The following is a 17,595-nucleotide window of genomic DNA, read 5'->3' on the forward strand; positions in this document are numbered from 1 at the left end:
CCCAGATTGGGCGTAGGATCGTTGACTGTGACATCCACACATCGAAAATAAACTCCCAATCCCAAACCCGAAATCAAACATTGATTTAGTCGTTGTCCCACTGTTCGCGACCAATTAGGTCGCCAATGCGATCGCGTAACAAAAAGTCACATTTCTCTAATTCACATTCAACGCAAACCCACTCTCTGGCTGGAATATATTGGCAGAGGCTATATATTGGCTGTTGTCGGCTAACCATTCCCTTTTGCACGAGTCGGCGTGCTTCGTCTTGAATCAGATCGAGAGAATAGTAATTGATAGAAGGCACCGTATTCACACTCATGTTTTTTACTCACAAATTAACACTTACGATAGTGTTCCCGTTAATAATTAGGAACAAACATTACAGAAATTAGACTTGTGGCTAGGATTTTGTAGTTTGCTATACGGAACTGTTTTTATTTTGACGCTACATATCCTGAAATTATCTCAAGAAATGTTAAAAAAGTCAACGAATCCTGACATTTCTCAAAAATCCGCTTTACAAAAAAAATTCCGAGTAGTTAACTTAACCTGCTATGGCAGCCGGATGGTTTTTATGCAACAAGTCTGAAAGTCTCGCCATTCCTGTATTTAGGCAATATTTAGTGGGTGGAAAGATATTCATTCATACTGCGACACCGATAGCGATCGCGTCATAGCCCGCCGCAGGCATCGCTTACATATCAAAATAATCACCTCAAAGCCCGATCTAGAACGGCTGGTATTTATCTTAGGTAAACAACACAAGAACCTTTGTCAGATACTAGGGTATAAACTGTTGCAAAACATAACGGCTAAAGTACACTACGAAAGCTTTTATTCTGTCATCTGTTAACAATTTCTTAAGTAAGGTTATGAATACTTAGTTATTTTTCTCACCAAAAACACAGTTTTCTTTTGAAAAACATCTTTAGAAGGCAAAAGGAGGAAACCAGTTGAGATTTGACTCCTACGCTCCTTGCGGGACGCTATGCGAACGACAAACTAAAGCTTTGTTAAGCTGTCGCGCCTACAAGTTGCCTCATAATCTTTTAGGTAAAACCTGTAAACCCTCTCCTCTGCCCCCCTGCTGTCTCAATGTGCAAATTAAAAACACAACAGCTTACCACTGACTTGAAACCACTGTTGCATTAGCTTCTGACAAGGTACAAGAATTCGGTGGAGGTCTTTAAACCCTTGCTTTTTAGCATTGACCAAGGCAAACAAAAAGTATGTAGATGCAACTACCGATCGCTGAAGTAGGTTATGGTCACATTAAAACAGACGCGATCTAGTCACGTCTGTAAACTGTTTGGCGGATTTGCTGAGATTAATTGTTCTGAAGTTACATTGTTGTTTTAGTTACTTATTCGGAGAATTCGCGATCGTTTTGATCGGTGTTGTCTTCTTCTGAAAGCAGATTTTCTGGCGGACGTTCATGATTGAGTTGGCTTAGTAGTGCCAGTACCTTGTTACCGCGTTCTATGGAGCGATCTTCGAGAAAAATGACTTCTGGTGTGCGACGTAGCCGTACCCGCGCCCCAAGTTCGCTGCGAACATAACCCGTGGCTGACTTTAAGCCTGCCATTGTTTCTACCTTAGCTTCATCTGTACCATAGATACTGACGTAGATTTTGGCGTGTTGGAGATCGCCAGAAACATCAACATCAGTAACACTTACCATTCCTGTACCCACACGGTCATCCTTAATGCCGTTGAGCAGCATTTGGCTCACTTCCCGTTTGATCAATTCAGCAACGCGGGAAACCCGGCGATTTGTAGCCATAAAAATTTCGCCTCCTGACAGAGGTTGTACGACAAAAAAATAGATGTAAGTTGGGTAGACAGTATTTAGTGCGACCAACGCCAAGAATAACCGTCTGTGAGGTATAGACTCGATATAGCGCTAGTCTAGACTGTACTTAAACCGAGCATTGCCCGTAGGGTGAAAGTAAGGAAGACTAGGCTGCTCACAAATAAACCCAAGATGGCGATCAAGGTAACAGGGCGCTTCAATAGTGGCACTAATGGCTCAAAAGTGTTCAAAAACAGCCCTAAGACAATAGTAATTAAGTACCGGGGGTAGCGAAAGACGTTATCCCAAAATCCATCAAACATCTGAATCTAAACTGCCTTGCTATATACTTACGTTTGTTTTGATATGCTTTATCCACTTAATTGTAATCTATGCAGCCGGAAAATTAGCCAGCTAATATAAAATATAGCTTGTCGGTTATATTGGCTTTATTTAGTCACGATTATTTTCAGTTAAATCGCAAGTAAATGGTAATTCAAATTCCCAAGGAAACTAGCCCGCGTCCATTTTTGAAGTGGGCAGGGGGTAAAAGTAGATTGATACAACAATATATTCCTTATTTTCCCAAGAGTTATAAAAATTACTATGAGCCATTTTTAGGCGGTGGTGCTGTTTTTTTCTATCTCCAACCAAACATAGCAACTTTGACTGATATAAATGCCGAATTAATTAATACTTATCGTTGTGTTAAATGTCATGTTGATGAATTAATTTTTTTATTACAAGAGTATAAGTATCGGCATAATAAAGATTATTATTATAGTGTCAGAAACCACTCTGGTGGTACAGATATAGAAAAAGCAGCTCGTCTAATTTATCTTAATAAAACTTGTTTTAATGGTCTTTATCGAGTCAATTCACAGGGAAAGTTCAATGTGCCTCTAGGCAGATATGAAAATCCTAATATTTGTTCTGAGGTTTTACTAAAAGCAGCATCAGAAGCGCTTTTTCATGCAGAAATTAAACAAGCAGATTTTACAGAAGTCCTAAATCATGCAACTAGCAGTGATGACTTTGTATTTTTTGACCCACCCTATTATCCTATTAGTGACACTAGCTATTTCACTGCTTATAGTCAAAATTGTTTTAGCAAAAAAGACCAAGAACTCTTAAGAGATACTTGTGCAGAGTTAGCAAATCGTGGTGTCAAGGTTATGGTGTGTAATTCTGATAGTGAATTTATTAGAAATATTTATAAAGATATCAACTTTGAAACTTATAAAATAAAAGCAACCCGCTCCATTAACTCCAATATAAAAAATAGAGGGATGATTGACGAACTATTAATTACATCCTTTTAAAGATTTTTATTTGCCCAAGCAATAAATCTGTCTAAGCTGTAAACTGCTAATAAATTATGGTTATCATTAACTCTTGCTTTTAGCCATTTGCTTGCGCCTTCTCGCATACCTTCCCCGCCTAAAATGACGATAGTTGGTGCAGAGTAATAGTTTTGGATGTTCATGTTCAAGTAAGGAAATTTTTCATCAACAGAACCTGGGCTTTCTTGCCATTTACACTCAAAAATTAAACCAGATGGCATTGCAGGTGAGCCAACAACATAAAAATCAACCTTCAAATCTGTATGATAAATTCCAGTCCCAATATAAACTTCTTTTCCATAACGTTTTGGTAATAAAGCAGCATTCAGTATAAATTCTTTTGGGACATAGTTACCGACTTGAAAATAATTATGCCCATTTAAGATTGCTTCTACATTTCCTTCTAAAATATTCCCAGACTTATTTGCCCGTCCGCCTTGAGTCAGAGCCATCCTCAATCCCTCTGCCAAAAGTCCTGTTTATTATAGGATTTCACAGAAGTAGTAAAAAAGAGTCAGTTGCTTAATATGAATTTTTTATTTTGACTAAACAAGGTTGGATTAATGGGTAAAAAATCTAAGAATTTGGTACTTTTGTACTAAATAAATACAAATGTATTAATAATTGGGGTAAGAAACTAGTTACTAATTCAGGGAGTATGAAAGGAATAGAATTTCCCTTTTCTTTTTGTCCCTTAAACTTTTTTCTAACCTCTCTAAATAACTGGGAATTTAGCTTGGATAAATTTTAATTACTTTACTTTAGCTTCAACCCGTTTGTGCTTCGGTATGACCATTGCGGATAGACCATGCTAGTTCTAACAGTTGAGTCCAGCGCTTTTGTAACTGTTTGGGGGTGCATTTGATAGTTTTAGCGATCGCTTGGTCAGTTTGTCTTGCAGTTTTTAACTGCAATATTTGCTGTTGTTGTTCTGTGAGTTGATTCACAAAGATTTCCCACTGCTGGGAAGATAAACCCAATTTTTGCTCTAAACCCGCACCTAACCATTGATGTACCAATTGCCAATGGTGTTGTTTAGCAAACTTTTCTACGTGGTACTTAAACCGTTGTTGGAGATAATCGCGCTGACGGCTGGTTAAACCGAGAATTTGGTCAATTTCTGGGGCTGAGAGGTCTTGAAGTTTCAAGCTGAGGTAGTTCATACAATCAGATTGACCTTGAGACTCCAGATATTTCATCAACTCAGTGATGACGCGATCGCGTTCTGACTCCTCTGATGGATCGAAATTAGTTTGGGCAATCATCTGCGATCGCAGCTGTTGCACCGCCGAGTTACGCTGGTAAGATTCTGCTTCTTCACCCTTAGCAGACTCTACCGCCATTTCAATATCCACGGTAGTCTCTTGGGGCTGACGACGAGCAAAACCTTGGGCCCGCAAGATAATCAATTGCTGATTTGCACCACCAGGTAAATTGATGCGGCGTTTGGCGTACTGTTCTGTAAAGGCCATGTATTCAGCTAATTGCAGCTGAGTACGCGGTGTGTGATCGTTAGGTAGTTCGTTTTCTCTGCGGAAAGCTTTGATAGCTTCGATATAAAATGCTTGTAAAAAATCTTCAATTAGGCTGTAACGAGCCTCAAAGCCCAACTCAGAGCCGGATATAGTTACATGACGGTAAACCATAGCACCCAAATTGCTATGTAATTCCACCCGTCCTTGTTTGGAACCTAGTTGGTAGTAACGTAAGCACTTTTGCATCCGATGCCTTCCTAACGTAATCTGCCAGGATTTGATTTGCCCAGATGTTTGGATACGCGAGCTTTTGTCACAAATGCGTTCTACTTCTACGGCTATGCGGTTTGCTAAAGCTTCTATGCACCTGGGTGCTGCTTTCACTTGTGCTTGCATTTCCTGACACAGCAATTCAATTAAGGTTTCGCTGCTGCTGTCTGAAAATTCTTCGGTCGAAAGGTGGTTATTAAAAATAGGTGTAGAGTTTGGTAGATTAACGACGTTAGCTTTCATGACTTTTCCAGGGAGTAGTATTGCACCGTAATTACAACGCAGAGACAGCAATCAAGGCAAGCCTTGGCTTATGAATCTTTGGGCATTCATCCATTAAGATTTGCCGCATATAATGCTCACATCTAAAGCTCATATATAAAACTGTAGGAAATACGACAGAGTTACAGTTATGGCAATGTGTCGGTTTTTTCACAAGCCGCCACATTGACGTGGGGACACAAGTACCCACCATTTTCTCAAAGTTGTCAAATCTCTTGCTGTATCGACTGTGACACCATCCTGTTATTGCATCTGTGTCCGTCGTAGACATCGCGTTTAAATATGACAATTTAAAAACTGGAGTCACTTCGATGGCAATTTCCGAAACGGAGAGGTGTGCCTGTGAAGTTTCATTCTTATACCCATGCTGCTGCTGCTTCCCAACCTAAACCCCTCCGTATAATTGCTGCTTCGTCTCCCGTCATATCCAAAATCGTAGATACTTCATAAGTAGGTTCTTCGCCAGTGTCTACAATTATGTCTACCAACTTATCTAAACGGTCAAATAGCTCTACCCGTGACTGAACAGTTCCTGGATCTATCCGAATCATGCCATTATCTGCTTCATCTGCCGGCAGATGTGCTGAAGTTGAAATAATCGGATTGCCCAAAGCTGCCAGCAACTCCAAACACACAGTATGGTTTGGTACTCTAATTCCAGTACTTTTCCGCTTGGGGCTTTGCACCAATCGCGGTACTAATTTAGTTGCTGGGAGCAAAAACGTGTATGGCCCTGGAATCAGGCGTTTCATAATCCGATAGGCTGTGTCACTTACGAAGGCATAAGTTGCCACATTTGAAAGCGAGGGACATAAAAATGTCAGTGGTTTATCATTTGCTAGCTGTTTAATTTGCCGCACTCGTTCTACCGCCGACTTAGCATTCAAATCACAACCGATCGCATAAACTGTATCAGTAGGGTAAAGCATAACTGCGCCACTAGAAAGCGCCGACTTTATTTCCTCTATTCGGCGCATTTGAGGATTATCCGGATGAACTGGGAAAATTTTTGCCATAGAGGGATTGGGGATTGGGGATAGGGGAGAATAACTAATGACTAATGACTAATGACCAATGACTAATTTATTATGAATAAAATTGCTTATCTTCAATGTCCGACAGGAATTTCTGGTGATATGTGCCTCAGTGCTTTGGTCAGTTTGGGTGTTCCTGTGGAGTATTTAATTGAAAAACTCAATGGGTTGGGTATTGAACAGGAATATCAATTAAGGGCGGAATTTGTCCAACGGAATGGTCAGCAGGCGACTAAAGTTCATGTGGATTTAGTAGACGATCATCACCACCACAAACACGATCGCGAACACAGTCACCACCACACACGCCACTTGCCAGAAATAGAGGAGATGATTATCAAAGCGGGGTTGCCACCACGGGCAGAAGCTTGGAGTTTAGCGGTATTCCAACAGCTAGCAGTAGCAGAGGGGGCGGTGCATGGCATTTCGCCTGAAAAAGTTCATTTCCATGAGGTGGGTGCTGTAGATGCGATCGTAGATATTGTGGGTACTTGCCTGGGGTTGGATTGGTTGGGGATCGATAGTAATGACGAAGGATTGCCCTTACTTTACTGCTCCGCGTTCCCGACTGGTGGCGGCACTGTTCGGGCTGCACATGGTCAGATGGCAGTACCAGTACCAGCAGTATTAAAGCTGTGGGAAATGCGGGGTTGTCCAGTTTATAGTAATGGCATTGACAGAGAACTGGTGACACCAACAGGAGCTGCGATCGCTACTACTTTGGTAAGAGACTTTGGTTCACCACCCGCGATCGCTATTAAGCAAATAGGACTAGGAGCAGGAACCATAAATTTACCCATTCCCAATATTTTACGCCTCTGGCTGGGCGAAAGCACAAGTTTACAGTCAAATTTCAGCGATTCTGAAGATAGTAGCTCAAATTTAGAAACCATCTCAGTACTAGAAACCCAAATTGATGACTTAAATCCCCAAGCGATCGGCTATGTATTTGAGGCTTTATTTGCTGTCGGTGCGGTGGATGTTTTTACCCAAGCGATCGCAATGAAAAAGTCCCGTCCAGGGATTTTGCTGACTGTAATTTGTCATCCAGAAAATTTACTCAGTTGTGAAAGGGTTATATTTCGTGAAACTACAACTTTGGGTATTCGACGAACAACTCAGCAACGTGCCATTTTACAACGGGAAATCCAACATGTGGAAATTGAATATGGTAAAGTGCGTGTCAAAGTAGCATGGAAAGGACAATCAGCAGAAAAAGTTATTGCTAACGTACAACCAGAATATGAAGATTGTGCAGAGTTAGCCCGAAAACATAATATTCCCTGGCGTGAAATTCAACGGTTGGCGCTACAGCGTTGGTATTTAGTTAATAGTTAAAATCTCTTCGTTCTTCCTTTTCTGTCTCTGACTGAGAAGCAGACAACCTATAAAAGCTTATTTTAGAATCGTTTTTACATTAACTTGACACCAATCCCGGAGGGAGCAATGCGATTTTGTGAGGTGAGTAAGCAGGGGAGGCAGGGGAGGCAGGGGAGGCAGGGGAGGCAGGGGGAGAGAAATAATTTAAGTATATTTTTTAGCTTTTTAGTAGTAAAACATCCTAAAGTTTTTTCTTTACTCCCCCTGCTCCCTCTGCCTCCCCTGCTCCCCCTGCTCATTAGACGATGATCTCACTTTTTCGCGTTGCTCCCAATCCCGGATTTCTCACCACATCTCGATTAAGCCTATGCTTGAGCAGAGGAGCAGGGGAGAATTAAAATACCAAGTTCTTTCCCCTCTGCCCATCCTTCCCTTCAAACTTGTGAAAAATGCGGGCAATGCACTAGAGCCAGCACCAACTAAAAACCCCTCCAAGATTGGAAGGGTTAAAGTAATTTTTACAGATGGGATGGCGATCGGGGGGAAACAGAAGCTTTTCCTCCTTGATGAGTGAGAAATACAGCATCAATGGGTTTGAGGTTGCTGACTTTTGTAGAAGGAGTGGGTAAATTATTGGAGTTAATAGCTATAGGTTTGCCACTATTGTTAGTAGTTGTTTGAGCGCCACCGATTCCAGGCAATAAAGCAATAGAAGTGACAATTAATACAGAATCTATCAAAATTGAGAGTTTCATAAAATTATTTTTATTTCTAGTCAAGTGCAATTAGCTTTCTTGAATAATAGATTCTCATTTTTTGTTCAGTCTTAACTTCCTGCACTTAGATCGCCCGAACGGTTGATTTATTCCTCACCCATTCGGGTGAGCTACTTGATTGCTAAAGAATTTCGAGAGCTTTTAGCACCTCTGCTGTTGACTGATATCGTTGAGTGAAGTCAAAATGTACCATTCTATTTAAAATAATCACTAACTCGTTTGTAGCGTCAGTTAGTTCGCGCCAATGTTGCCAAATCTGTTGATTGCCATCAGCTTCGCCTTGAATAATTATTTCACCAATATTTATATCTCTGCGAAATTCTCTAGGGTCTACTCCAGTTAAACCCTGAATTCCCATAATTCCTAACGCATAAATATCGCTGTTGAGTTTTGGCAAACCGCTCATTTGCTCAGAAGGTGCATAACCAGGAGTACCAATTGAAATGGTCTGAGCTTCTTGCTGCTGAGGATGAATTTGCTTAACAGCACCAAAGTCAATTAAAATAATATGTTGATCTGATTCTCGCCTAATCAAGTTACTAGGTTTAATATCTCGATGGATTACGCCATAGCTATGCACAAAAACAAGCACGTGTAAAACTTCTTTGAGCATATCCACAACTTCAGCTTGTTTTAGTCGCTTCCCAGAGGCTAGCTCTTTGTCCATCGCATGTCCTTGCACAAATTCTTGCACTAAAGAAAATTGCCGATTTTCTTCAAAAAAAGCTAGCAGTTGAGGAATTTGTGGATGCTTACCCAAAGTTTCTAAAATTTCTGCTTCAGCGTCAAATAATCGTCTGACGACATTTAAATATTCTGCATCTTGGCGGGGGGTACGTAACTGTTTAACCACACACTGGGGATTACCAGGACGCTGGATATCATCAGCCAAATAAGTATTACTAAATCCTCCAGAACCCAAGCCTTGAGTAATTTTGTAGCGGTTGTTTAGTAGGGTTCCTAGTGCAATATCTTGCCCGATGGAATCAGCAATTACAGTTGGTGCTTCATTTAAGGCATCGCCGCGCTGCCGTAAAAGACCTTGCAATTCCACAATTAATTGTTGGTGTTCTTGAACCCGTTGGGTAATTTCTTGTTGCTCTTGTTTCGTTTGATAAGCACTATAGGCAAGGACACTCCCGGCGGTAAATACTAACCCCAACGCCGGAGGGATTACTGGGAACCATCCAGCTTGGGTAAAAATGACAAAATTGCCTCCAAATAACACAGCAAGGGCTGTTGCTCCTGCTAGTCCTAAGCCTAGCGGATGCTGAATTCGCGATACCAGTAACCCACCAACTACAGTCCATCCCCATATCCACAGGACTTTCCCCCACTCAGGTAGAAACCAAAATAGAGGCTGTTTGTTAAGAACAGCACTAAGAATTTGACTAACACTGTGGGCGTGAATTTCAATTCCTGCCATTTTGCCGGAATTATCTGATTTACCAGTAGCAAAAGGCGTATTAAAAATATCATTTAAACTATTAGCTGTTGAACCAATTAAGATGATGCGGTCTTTCACCAAATCTGGTTTAACTTTATTTTCAAGTACTTCTGTAATAGTTACCTGCTGGGCAATCTGATGACCAGAACGGTAATTAAGCAAAATTTGGTAGCCATTTGTATCTGCTTTCTGATAACCGCCAGCGTTACTTTGCAGGGGTTTAAATATAGTATCTCGTAGTCGTAGTTCCTTTTTTGGGGTAAATTCTAGTCGGATGTTTCCAACTTCTAAGTATTTGAGTGCTAGCTGTAAGCTAAAAGAATAAGTACTTTGACAACAATCGGATTCCTCTGCACTTACCAATAATAGGTTGCGACGAATTGTAGCATCAGTATCTTCTACAACATCATTAAATCCTACTCGCTCTGCTTCAACCCCTTGTGGTGGTGCTATTCCCGGATTGTTAGAGCCAGAATGTTTACAAATAGGAATGATGATATCGCTCTGTTGTAGGCGTTGCAGCAACTTTTCATGACCAGGTTGTACTGGTAAGTCACGGAAAATATCTAGACCAATGGCTCGCGGTTCATAAGCTTCAAGTTTTCCTAACAGTCGGTCTAGAAGTTCACTAGATAGAGGCCAATTCCACTTTTGGATATCTTTTTCAGTTAAAGCAACAATCAATAAACGAGAGTCTGGGCCTGGGTCGCTACGTAATTGCATCATCTGGTCATAGACCCTCATCTCTAGAGGCTCGAAAACCCCAAGTTTTTGAATGCTTACTAGTAAAAGTGTAGCGATCGCACTTGACAAAATAACTGGCTGTCTAAATAAACTTTTAAAATTTACAACCATTTCTTTAAATATATTTTAAAGTAAAATATACATATTTTTTCTCCTAATTGTCATCATTGAAATTATTCTATGCAATTTGCAACTTTTCTCGAAATACCAATATCCCCAACTTCTTTAAGAAGTCGGGGATATTGCTGCTCGCAAATGATTAAGTAGGGCTATATCTGTTTAAGATAATGCACAATTGCCTCTGCTGTTGGCAAATTAGTTGCCAGTAAAACTTGATTAATAGTGCATAACCTTAGCAGTGCTTCTTCATTTGCTTGACCAGGCTGAGGTTGCAGCAAATCTCTCAGGAAAATAACTGCTAAAATTTCTCCTGCTCCAACCAATGAAGCAATTGTTTGATACCCTCCAGAAATTGGTGCTGGGGTTTGTTGACTAATAGTTATTCCCGTCTTTTGATGTAAAACTTCGCTAACAGATGGCCAGGTAATTGTAAAGCTCTGTGAGAAAAATTCTTGATGTTGAGAAACAAATTCAGCAAGTTCTGATTTTTTGCTCTCATGAGCGATGAGGACTATATTTCTTTCAATAATCGCTTGCGGAGGCTCACTGATATTTGTTTCTTCTGGAGTTTCATCAGATTGAGTTGCTTCTATTTCAGGAACGTCTTCAATAGTTTGATTGATATTCTCAGGAGCTTCACTGTCTGTTGTTTGCAAAGATTGAATATTAGCTAATTGAGAAACTTCACTGACTGGAACAACATCATTAACATCGACACTGGCTTCTTCTGTAGTTAGATTACTCGAATCAATGTATTGATTGCTAAAAACTCCCGCAGCAATATTGTCAGGCGCAGTTGATGTTTCAGAAACTTCGCTTCTTGTTTCATCAACAGCCGAACTAGGTTCTACTTCGTTAATATTTACACTGTGTTCTGCTGTTGATGACCTATCTAAATCTAGCAGTTCATCATTGATATCTTGTGTACCTTGGCTCAATGTTTCTGGCGACTGAATGTCTTCGTTTTCAGGAATTTTGTTGACAAATTCGCCAAAATCTGAACTAGCTTCTTCTGCAACTGGTGTATCTAAATCTACTACTTCATTTTCATTATGAGTAGCTTCGGGAACGCTACTCTCTTCCTCAGATAGTTGGTGGAAAATATCACGCGGCTGTACGTGGGTGACTTCTGCTTCTAGTGCAGCCTCTAATTCTGTATTTTCATTATGAGTAGCTTCGGGAACGCTACTCTCCTCCTCAGATAGTTGGTGGAAAATATCACGCGGCTGTACGTAGGTGACTTCTGCTTCTAGTGCAGCCTCTAACTCTGCATCCTCATGGTCGGTAGCTTCGGGAATGGCACTTGTATCACGCCGTTGTACAAAAGTAGATTCTGCCGCCAGTGCTGCTTCCAAGTCTGTAACTTCATCGTGAGTGGCTTCTGGAAGAACACTTGCCTCTTCAGGAGTTTCGATGATGTTTTCAGGCGCTGCGATCGCATCATCAGCTACAGTAAAAGAAACTTTCTCACTATCGGCGCTGACTTCTGGTGTTTGCAAATCCACAACTTCATCACGGCTATCGTGAGGAACTTCGCTGATTGCTTCTGGTACCTGAACGATGTTTTCAGGAACGATTACCTCAACAACCGGGATGACATCATCAGGTTGAGTAGCAACAACCTCTGAGATTTGACTGGTTTCTGGGGAAGGTGTTTTTACTTCTTGACTAATTGGCGTTGAAACTTCATTAACTACTTCTGGGGCTGGATTCGCAACATTGGCAGCGCTGACATTTTCAGGCGATCGCGGCCGAGAAAACAGTGAAGGGTCTATAATTCTAAAGACTGTCTCTGCTTGCTCATAGGCAGGAGCAACTGCTTCCAAAATTAGAACGTAATCTGCAATCCTGATAACATCTCCATCGTTCAAAGAATATGGTCGTTCTTTTTCAGTTTGTTTCCCATTAAATATTGAGCCATTTCTACTTCCAAGGTCACAAAAGTAGTAATTTCCACTTTTAACAAAAAACTTAGCATGTACCCGACTGATATCAGGACTGTCTAAGACTAAATCAGAATCAGGAGAACGACCTATTAACCATTCTCCTCTGGTTGTAGTTTCTGTGGTAAGGTCAACTTCATTGACTTCACTTAGAGTTGGTGAGTAGCTAACTTTTACTTTCATATTAATTTTTGGTTAATTTTATTGATTTCTCCTACCCAGCGCTGACGGGTAGTATGTTCTAAATTTAAAATATCATCTTGTGACCAGTGGAAATGATAAGCAATAAAAGCTACCTCCTCATATAAAGTATCAGAGGGGTAGCTTACGACTCCCCCGCTAGTTCTAGCTCCACTGAAAATTGAGTATTACAGTGAGGACATTGTGTCGAAATATGTACATCACCTTGCTGATTGATGCGATTATAAAATTCTCGGAGATAGGCAATGTCATGCAAGAGTAGTTCTTCAAGTAAATCAGGGTTAACAGAATTGAGACTGCCCAAGCGAGTTATGACCCGTGCAAGCATCACCAAAACACCATAAGCTGGATTTTCCTGAACTCTGCGCTCTTGCTGCACCAAAATTTCATCTTTGGCGGTGGCTAAACGCATCACCCCATGACGATGTATTCGTTGCTCGCTATCACTCAATCCTCTAGGAAGAGTGAAAGCAAATTCTGTGCAGAGAGTATCCTTTTTACGGCGCATAATTTGGGGATTGGGGACTGGGGACTGGGGATTGGGCATTGAGCATTGGGCTAATAATCAAGAGTTCTTCTCCTGCTCCCCCTGCCCCATTCCTCATTCCCAACTTAATTATGAAGAACTACTTCGGGGGAATTTATTGTATCTTCTGGTATGGAAATTTCACCTTCCAAGCCATTAATTCGACGATAAAAATCTTGGAGGTAATTTAAATCTTGGGCAAAAAAGTTTTCTACTATTGCAGGAGTCACTTCTGATAAAGCACCCAAGTGGGTAATCACTCGTGACAAGATAATAATTGTGGCATAAACAGGATTAGCTTTAACACGCGGGTCGCGCAAAGGTGCAATCTCGTCTATCGCCGTTGATAACCGCATTACACCTTTGCGGTGGAGGTTGCCTTCAGAGTCTAGATACCCCTTTGGCAATGTAAATTCAAACTCTGTAGGAAACATACTCCTCCTAATTACTTCACGCGTTTAAATTCCTCAAAAGCAACCTCCACTTCCTCAATTTCGATGTCATGGCTGCGGGCGTTGACATCGGCAATTTTGTAACTTGCGGGCCAAGCACCCGCTAATTCAAATCTAGCTACTTCTTCATTTGCCTGATTATAAATAGACAAAGCAGCAAGTCTACGTTGCTCAGACCAGTTACCTTTTTCGACTTTTTCAAACCACTTCCAAAAATCCATAGATTTAGTGGTACCTCTACGCAAAGTGAGATTACCACTCTTAGGATTGCTAGGAAGCTTAGTTCTCACTACCTGACCTTTTGACTTACCTTTTGTACCCCAGGTTTGAGAAGTAACTTCACAAATTTCAATTACCTCTTGTGTCCTTTTGAAGCCTTGACACTCCAAAAAGAAACAATTGGCATCGTTTTGACCTTCTAGTGTCAGTTCTAAATAGAACCGATGGGCTGTCAAAACTTCTGGAATTCGGCTTGCGGATTGTACCACTGTTAATTATTACTGCAAATGCTAATTATTTGATTCGTTTAATTCCTTCGTGAACCAATTCAACTGTTTCATTCGCCATATCACCACCAGAGGCACTTAAGGTAGGCCCAGTGTATTTACAGGGATAACAATTGACAATGTTCCAGCGTGCTTTTTCAGAGCCTTGTTGGTCATAAGCAACCACTGAACCAGTTTTACGATTCTGTGCCCACTTCCGAGGATCTCCCATATCTTCGTTACAGTCTTGATACCATTTATAAAGGTCTATATCATCCGTGGCGATGACTTTTACTGTGATGTTGGTAAATTTGACAACAGTGGGCGTAGCTTGACGCATTAGTTTCGCGCCTTTAGATGAACCGTGGACTTCTTGCGCTGGTGTATTTTCAACGCCTAATCCACTAATTTCTTTGATGAATTTATCAGTAATTCCATCAGCCTCGAAGTAAAACTTACAAGAGGTTAAAAATTCGCCTGCCATACTTTTAGACTCCTTTTTGTGTAGTTAATTTGGGAATTGGGAATGGGGAATGGGGAATAGGAAAGAAGCAAGGGAGGAGGGGGCAGGGGGGATGAGGGGAGGGAGAATTATTCAACAAGTTTCTCTCTTGTCTCCCCTATCTCTTATCGATGCCCAATTCCCAATGCCCTATTCGCTATCTTCAATGCCATTCCATTGACTGATGCGAAAAACAACAAATTCAGCAGGTCTGACGGGACAAACACCGACTTCGATGTACAAACGACCTAAAATTCTGGTTTCTGGCGGGTTCAATTCTTCGTCACACTTGACATAGAATGCTTGTGCTGGAGATGCCCCAAACAAAGCACCTTCACGCCAGATGCGCTCTAAGAAATTACTGACGGTGCGGGTTACACGCGCCCATAAATCTTGGTCGTTCGGTTCAAAAACTACCCATTGAGTTCCCAGTTCTAGGGATTTTTCAATATAGCTAATTAACCGCCGCACACTGATGTAACGCCACTCTGTTTTATCTGGTTCAACTAAAGTGCGTGCGCCCCAAATACGAATACCTCGATTTGGGAAGCTGCGAATGCAATTTATCCCCAGGGGGTTTAATAGTTCTTGTTCGCGGAAGTTGGTGTCATAGCCCAAACCAATTACGCCTCTAGGAACTTCATTTGCAGGGGCTTTGTAAACTCCTCTGGTTTCGTCGGTGCGGGCCCAAACACCCATCACATGGCCACAAGGAGGTACTAAAATTGGATTACCGCGATCGCGTGGATTAGGTACTTTAATCCAAGGATAATAAAGGGCCGCAAACATCGAACGACGATTAAATCTATTCAACCACTCCACTACTTGTTGAGGTTTGACAGCATCCGGTGGCGCATCCAGTACAACCATCCGGTTAGGCGGGTTGGGAATATCGCCACTGGCAGAACCTTCGCACATACTAATCATCAGTTCGATGATGCCGTGGACTTGATCTAAATTAAGTATCTGCTCTTGATAAGCCCGCATCACATCAGGACATGCCAGCATTGTGATTTCATCAACTTCAAAGATACCGCGTACCCCGGTGCGATCGTCTCGAACCCCTTCTAAATTTTGGGAAAATCTATCGGGTGGGGTGGCAACAATGGGCGGCGCTAGTTCATATTGACCATTTACCGGACGACGAGCTAAAGGCTGTCCACTTTGAGTTATGTCTTCTACAGTGATATACATCGAATTTCTCAATGCCGCCACTGCATAAGTTGCTGCTTGAGCACCAGGCTCGCGGTTCATGGTCAAGTTCTGGTATTCTTCTAAAACTTCATCTCCCCGACGAATCTCAATTGTGAAGTATTCCCCTGTATTTGGCGGAGCTTCTCCTTCAGTACCTTCGGGTAGAGCGCGCGGCGAACCATCAATAATGAAAATATTTACTAATCCACCTGCTGCTTGCTCAGGGCGCAAAGTAAAGCGCAGGGCTGGACGATTACCTCGAGCGTTGATTCTAAGGTTAGCAGGTTCTGGAGTCGCGGGTTTTGGTGCGCCTGGTAACTGAGTTCCGATGCTTGTTACCCAGCAACGACCGCCACCATTCATAAAGTAGCCGTAGACTGAAAATGGTAAATAGGCGTTGAAATCGGTGAAGCCGTCAGAGTTGAGACGGGCAAAATAGTTTAAGTATTGCGTCCAAGTAGTTACTAGCATGGGCTTGTATAACTCAGCCCCACCACGAACATCTTCTGTAAAGCCTACAAATCCAGCAACTGCCGTGCTAACACCTTCAATTGGTCGGCTACCTCGGTCAATTTCTTCAATATAGACACCAGGAGCAAAGTAATCAAGTCTAGCCATGAAAGTCTCTCCAAGTCAGTAAAAATCTAATTATTCAGGAGTTAGAAATATTTCTTTGAAAGTATGACTTTGGTTATCTACCAATGCATTGACGTTTTGGGGTAAATAGCCAGGATAATTCAGAGTCAAAACATAATTACCTAAATGAAGGTCTTCAAAGAAGAACAGCCCTTCTTTAGTGGTTAATATGGATTTTTCAGTTCCCCTCACAGCTACTTCTGTCGCTACCAACGGCAGATTTGTCACCGCACTTTTGACAATACCCGCGATCGCAACTCGCCTGGTTAATACTAAACTGTCACTATCACGAGACAATTGATTTCGCAAATTGAAAATTCGCTCCCAAACCAAAGGTACTGGAGTAGGTTGTGGCTCGACGGGGATTGTAACTGTCAAATATAAGGCTGAACGCAATGGCACATTCAGAGCGCTCCATAAAGAGCCAATCTCAACTGGCGGCTCTAGGGCAACTGTCATGTTCAAATTACCATAGCCCCGTAATTCAGGAACCAAAAATTCCTCTTCCAAGGTGCGATGGCGCAACAGTACAGTCAACGCCTCACTGATAAAGTGATGCTCACCTAAAGCTGTTCTATCCCAGGCTGTTAATAGCAGAGAAACATCAAACCAAGCGGGTGCCCAATTTACAATGGCAGGTTGTAGAGCGCGTGTTAGCTTGCGTTCAACTTGCCTACCAGAATGTTGTACCTGCTTACTCTCACGTATATCAAAAATGTATAAATTGAGAGTCGGGCCTGCTCCCTCTTCCCTTCGATTACCAGGATGGCTAAAGTCAATTTGCTCAGTACTGGTAAGTGAGGTTCCTCCAGCTAGAATTTCGGCTAAAGTTTGAAGAACGAAGATAAGCATGAAGGTGTTCTGCTGGTAGCTAATCCAGATGCATCTACAGTATATGTATCAGCCTTCTAAAGTTAATTAGACTTTTGTCGATATTTTTGGGATTGGGAATTGGGAATGGCGTTGTTGCGTGAATAGGGAAAAATGGTAAATTTTACTTATCCCCATTGGGCAGCTAATTTGATCATGGATACGAAAGCCAAAGCCAAC

At 41.6% G+C, this 17,595-nt stretch carries 18 protein-coding genes; 2 read left to right on the top strand and 16 right to left on the bottom strand.

The annotated features are described in order from the left end of the window. Positions 1 to 85: 85 nt before the first annotated feature. The 3 genes from V7K42_RS19400 to V7K42_RS19410 form a co-directional block, all read right to left on the bottom strand. Positions 86 to 322 (bottom strand): DUF4327 family protein, encoded by a 237-nt coding sequence (locus tag V7K42_RS19400; protein WP_094332736.1) that lies wholly within the window; start codon positions 320 to 322, stop codon positions 86 to 88. Between the two features lie 1,044 nt (positions 323 to 1,366). After that, positions 1,367 to 1,786, bottom strand: a complete 420-nt coding sequence (gene rbfA, locus V7K42_RS19405; protein ID WP_334918875.1) for a 30S ribosome-binding factor RbfA — start codon at positions 1,784 to 1,786, stop codon at positions 1,367 to 1,369. A 125-nt stretch (positions 1,787 to 1,911) separates the two neighbouring features. Further along, a complete protein-coding gene (locus tag V7K42_RS19410) occupies positions 1,912 to 2,118 on the bottom strand; it encodes a DUF751 family protein (RefSeq protein ID WP_334918877.1) in 207 nt (68 codons plus the stop codon). 165 nt (positions 2,119 to 2,283) lie between these two features. Between V7K42_RS19410 and V7K42_RS19415 the strand changes: the two genes are divergently transcribed. Beyond that, on the top strand, positions 2,284 to 3,117 hold the full coding sequence (locus V7K42_RS19415; RefSeq protein ID WP_334918879.1) for a DNA adenine methylase: 834 nt from the start codon (positions 2,284 to 2,286) through the stop codon (positions 3,115 to 3,117). On the opposite strand, the gene V7K42_RS19420 is transcribed toward V7K42_RS19415, so the two are convergent. The 3 genes from V7K42_RS19420 to V7K42_RS19430 all read right to left on the bottom strand — a co-directional run bounded on the left by V7K42_RS19420 (position 3,114) and on the right by V7K42_RS19430 (position 6,181). Then, the gene (locus V7K42_RS19420; protein WP_334918881.1) at positions 3,114 to 3,590 is read right to left on the bottom strand and encodes a PD-(D/E)XK nuclease superfamily protein; all 477 of its coding nucleotides are present in this window, start codon (positions 3,588 to 3,590) and stop codon (positions 3,114 to 3,116) included. The genes V7K42_RS19415 and V7K42_RS19420 overlap by 4 nt on opposite strands. Positions 3,591 to 3,905: 315 nt before the next feature. Continuing rightward, positions 3,906 to 5,126, bottom strand: coding sequence for a HetZ-related protein (locus V7K42_RS19425; RefSeq protein WP_334918883.1), 1,221 nt, complete (start codon positions 5,124 to 5,126; stop codon positions 3,906 to 3,908). Between the two features lie 395 nt (positions 5,127 to 5,521). Continuing rightward, positions 5,522 to 6,181 (bottom strand): L-threonylcarbamoyladenylate synthase, encoded by a 660-nt coding sequence (locus V7K42_RS19430; protein ID WP_334918885.1) that lies wholly within the window; start codon positions 6,179 to 6,181, stop codon positions 5,522 to 5,524. Positions 6,182 to 6,253: 72 nt separating this feature from the next. On the opposite strand from V7K42_RS19430, the gene larC reads away from it, so the two are divergent. Further along, the gene (larC, locus tag V7K42_RS19435; RefSeq protein ID WP_334918887.1) at positions 6,254 to 7,537 is read left to right on the top strand and encodes a nickel pincer cofactor biosynthesis protein LarC; all 1,284 of its coding nucleotides are present in this window, start codon (positions 6,254 to 6,256) and stop codon (positions 7,535 to 7,537) included. 500 nt (positions 7,538 to 8,037) lie between these two features. Here the strand turns inward: larC and V7K42_RS19440 are convergent, their stop codons facing one another. The 10 genes from V7K42_RS19440 to V7K42_RS19485 form a co-directional block, all read right to left on the bottom strand. Next, positions 8,038 to 8,274, bottom strand: a complete 237-nt coding sequence (locus tag V7K42_RS19440) for a hypothetical protein (protein WP_334918889.1) — start codon at positions 8,272 to 8,274, stop codon at positions 8,038 to 8,040. 142 nt (positions 8,275 to 8,416) lie between these two features. Continuing rightward, a complete protein-coding gene (locus V7K42_RS19445) occupies positions 8,417 to 10,597 on the bottom strand; it encodes a CHASE2 domain-containing serine/threonine-protein kinase (RefSeq protein WP_334918891.1) in 2,181 nt (726 codons plus the stop codon). Between the two features lie 158 nt (positions 10,598 to 10,755). Then, positions 10,756 to 12,732 (bottom strand): FHA domain-containing protein, encoded by a 1,977-nt coding sequence (locus tag V7K42_RS19450; RefSeq protein WP_334918893.1) that lies wholly within the window; start codon positions 12,730 to 12,732, stop codon positions 10,756 to 10,758. Then, positions 12,729 to 12,911 (bottom strand): DUF6760 family protein, encoded by a 183-nt coding sequence (locus V7K42_RS19455; RefSeq protein ID WP_334918903.1) that lies wholly within the window; start codon positions 12,909 to 12,911, stop codon positions 12,729 to 12,731. The genes V7K42_RS19450 and V7K42_RS19455 overlap by 4 nt, the downstream gene beginning before the upstream one ends. After that, positions 12,875 to 13,258 (bottom strand): phage tail assembly protein, encoded by a 384-nt coding sequence (locus tag V7K42_RS19460; RefSeq protein WP_334918905.1) that lies wholly within the window; start codon positions 13,256 to 13,258, stop codon positions 12,875 to 12,877. The genes V7K42_RS19455 and V7K42_RS19460 overlap by 37 nt, the downstream gene beginning before the upstream one ends. A gap of 104 nt (positions 13,259 to 13,362) precedes the next feature. Further along, positions 13,363 to 13,710, bottom strand: coding sequence for a hypothetical protein (locus V7K42_RS19465; RefSeq protein ID WP_334918895.1), 348 nt, complete (start codon positions 13,708 to 13,710; stop codon positions 13,363 to 13,365). Between the two features lie 11 nt (positions 13,711 to 13,721). Then, positions 13,722 to 14,216: a phage tail protein gene (locus V7K42_RS19470; protein ID WP_334918897.1), complete on the bottom strand. Its 495-nt coding sequence runs from the start codon at positions 14,214 to 14,216 to the stop codon at positions 13,722 to 13,724. A gap of 25 nt (positions 14,217 to 14,241) precedes the next feature. Next, on the bottom strand, positions 14,242 to 14,697 hold the full coding sequence (locus tag V7K42_RS19475; protein WP_334890168.1) for a phage tail protein: 456 nt from the start codon (positions 14,695 to 14,697) through the stop codon (positions 14,242 to 14,244). 168 nt (positions 14,698 to 14,865) lie between these two features. Next, a complete protein-coding gene (locus V7K42_RS19480; protein ID WP_334918899.1) occupies positions 14,866 to 16,527 on the bottom strand; it encodes a phage tail sheath family protein in 1,662 nt (553 codons plus the stop codon). Positions 16,528 to 16,557: 30 nt separating this feature from the next. Next, the gene (locus V7K42_RS19485; RefSeq protein ID WP_334918901.1) at positions 16,558 to 17,397 is read right to left on the bottom strand and encodes a Pvc16 family protein; all 840 of its coding nucleotides are present in this window, start codon (positions 17,395 to 17,397) and stop codon (positions 16,558 to 16,560) included. Positions 17,398 to 17,595 lie beyond the last annotated feature (198 nt).

The sequence above is a fragment of the Nostoc sp. genome (assembly GCF_036917455.1).
Taxonomy (GTDB): Bacteria; Cyanobacteriota; Cyanobacteriia; order Cyanobacteriales; family Nostocaceae; genus Nostoc.

Coding starts and splice junctions, on each gene's coding strand:
- V7K42_RS19400 (WP_094332736.1), bottom strand. CDS start 322: ATGAGTGTGAATACGGTGCCTTCTATCAATTACTATTCTCTCGATCTG.
- rbfA (WP_334918875.1), bottom strand. CDS start 1,786: ATGGCTACAAATCGCCGGGTTTCCCGCGTTGCTGAATTGATCAAACGG.
- V7K42_RS19410 (WP_334918877.1), bottom strand. CDS start 2,118: ATGTTTGATGGATTTTGGGATAACGTCTTTCGCTACCCCCGGTACTTA.
- V7K42_RS19415 (WP_334918879.1), top strand. CDS start 2,284: ATGGTAATTCAAATTCCCAAGGAAACTAGCCCGCGTCCATTTTTGAAG.
- V7K42_RS19420 (WP_334918881.1), bottom strand. CDS start 3,590: ATGGCTCTGACTCAAGGCGGACGGGCAAATAAGTCTGGGAATATTTTA.
- V7K42_RS19425 (WP_334918883.1), bottom strand. CDS start 5,126: ATGAAAGCTAACGTCGTTAATCTACCAAACTCTACACCTATTTTTAAT.
- V7K42_RS19430 (WP_334918885.1), bottom strand. CDS start 6,181: ATGGCAAAAATTTTCCCAGTTCATCCGGATAATCCTCAAATGCGCCGA.
- larC (WP_334918887.1), top strand. CDS start 6,254: ATGAATAAAATTGCTTATCTTCAATGTCCGACAGGAATTTCTGGTGAT.
- V7K42_RS19440 (WP_334918889.1), bottom strand. CDS start 8,274: ATGAAACTCTCAATTTTGATAGATTCTGTATTAATTGTCACTTCTATT.
- V7K42_RS19445 (WP_334918891.1), bottom strand. CDS start 10,597: ATGGTTGTAAATTTTAAAAGTTTATTTAGACAGCCAGTTATTTTGTCA.
- V7K42_RS19450 (WP_334918893.1), bottom strand. CDS start 12,732: ATGAAAGTAAAAGTTAGCTACTCACCAACTCTAAGTGAAGTCAATGAA.
- V7K42_RS19460 (WP_334918905.1), bottom strand. CDS start 13,258: ATGCGCCGTAAAAAGGATACTCTCTGCACAGAATTTGCTTTCACTCTT.
- V7K42_RS19465 (WP_334918895.1), bottom strand. CDS start 13,710: ATGTTTCCTACAGAGTTTGAATTTACATTGCCAAAGGGGTATCTAGAC.
- V7K42_RS19475 (WP_334890168.1), bottom strand. CDS start 14,697: ATGGCAGGCGAATTTTTAACCTCTTGTAAGTTTTACTTCGAGGCTGAT.
- V7K42_RS19480 (WP_334918899.1), bottom strand. CDS start 16,527: ATGGCTAGACTTGATTACTTTGCTCCTGGTGTCTATATTGAAGAAATT.
- V7K42_RS19485 (WP_334918901.1), bottom strand. CDS start 17,397: ATGCTTATCTTCGTTCTTCAAACTTTAGCCGAAATTCTAGCTGGAGGA.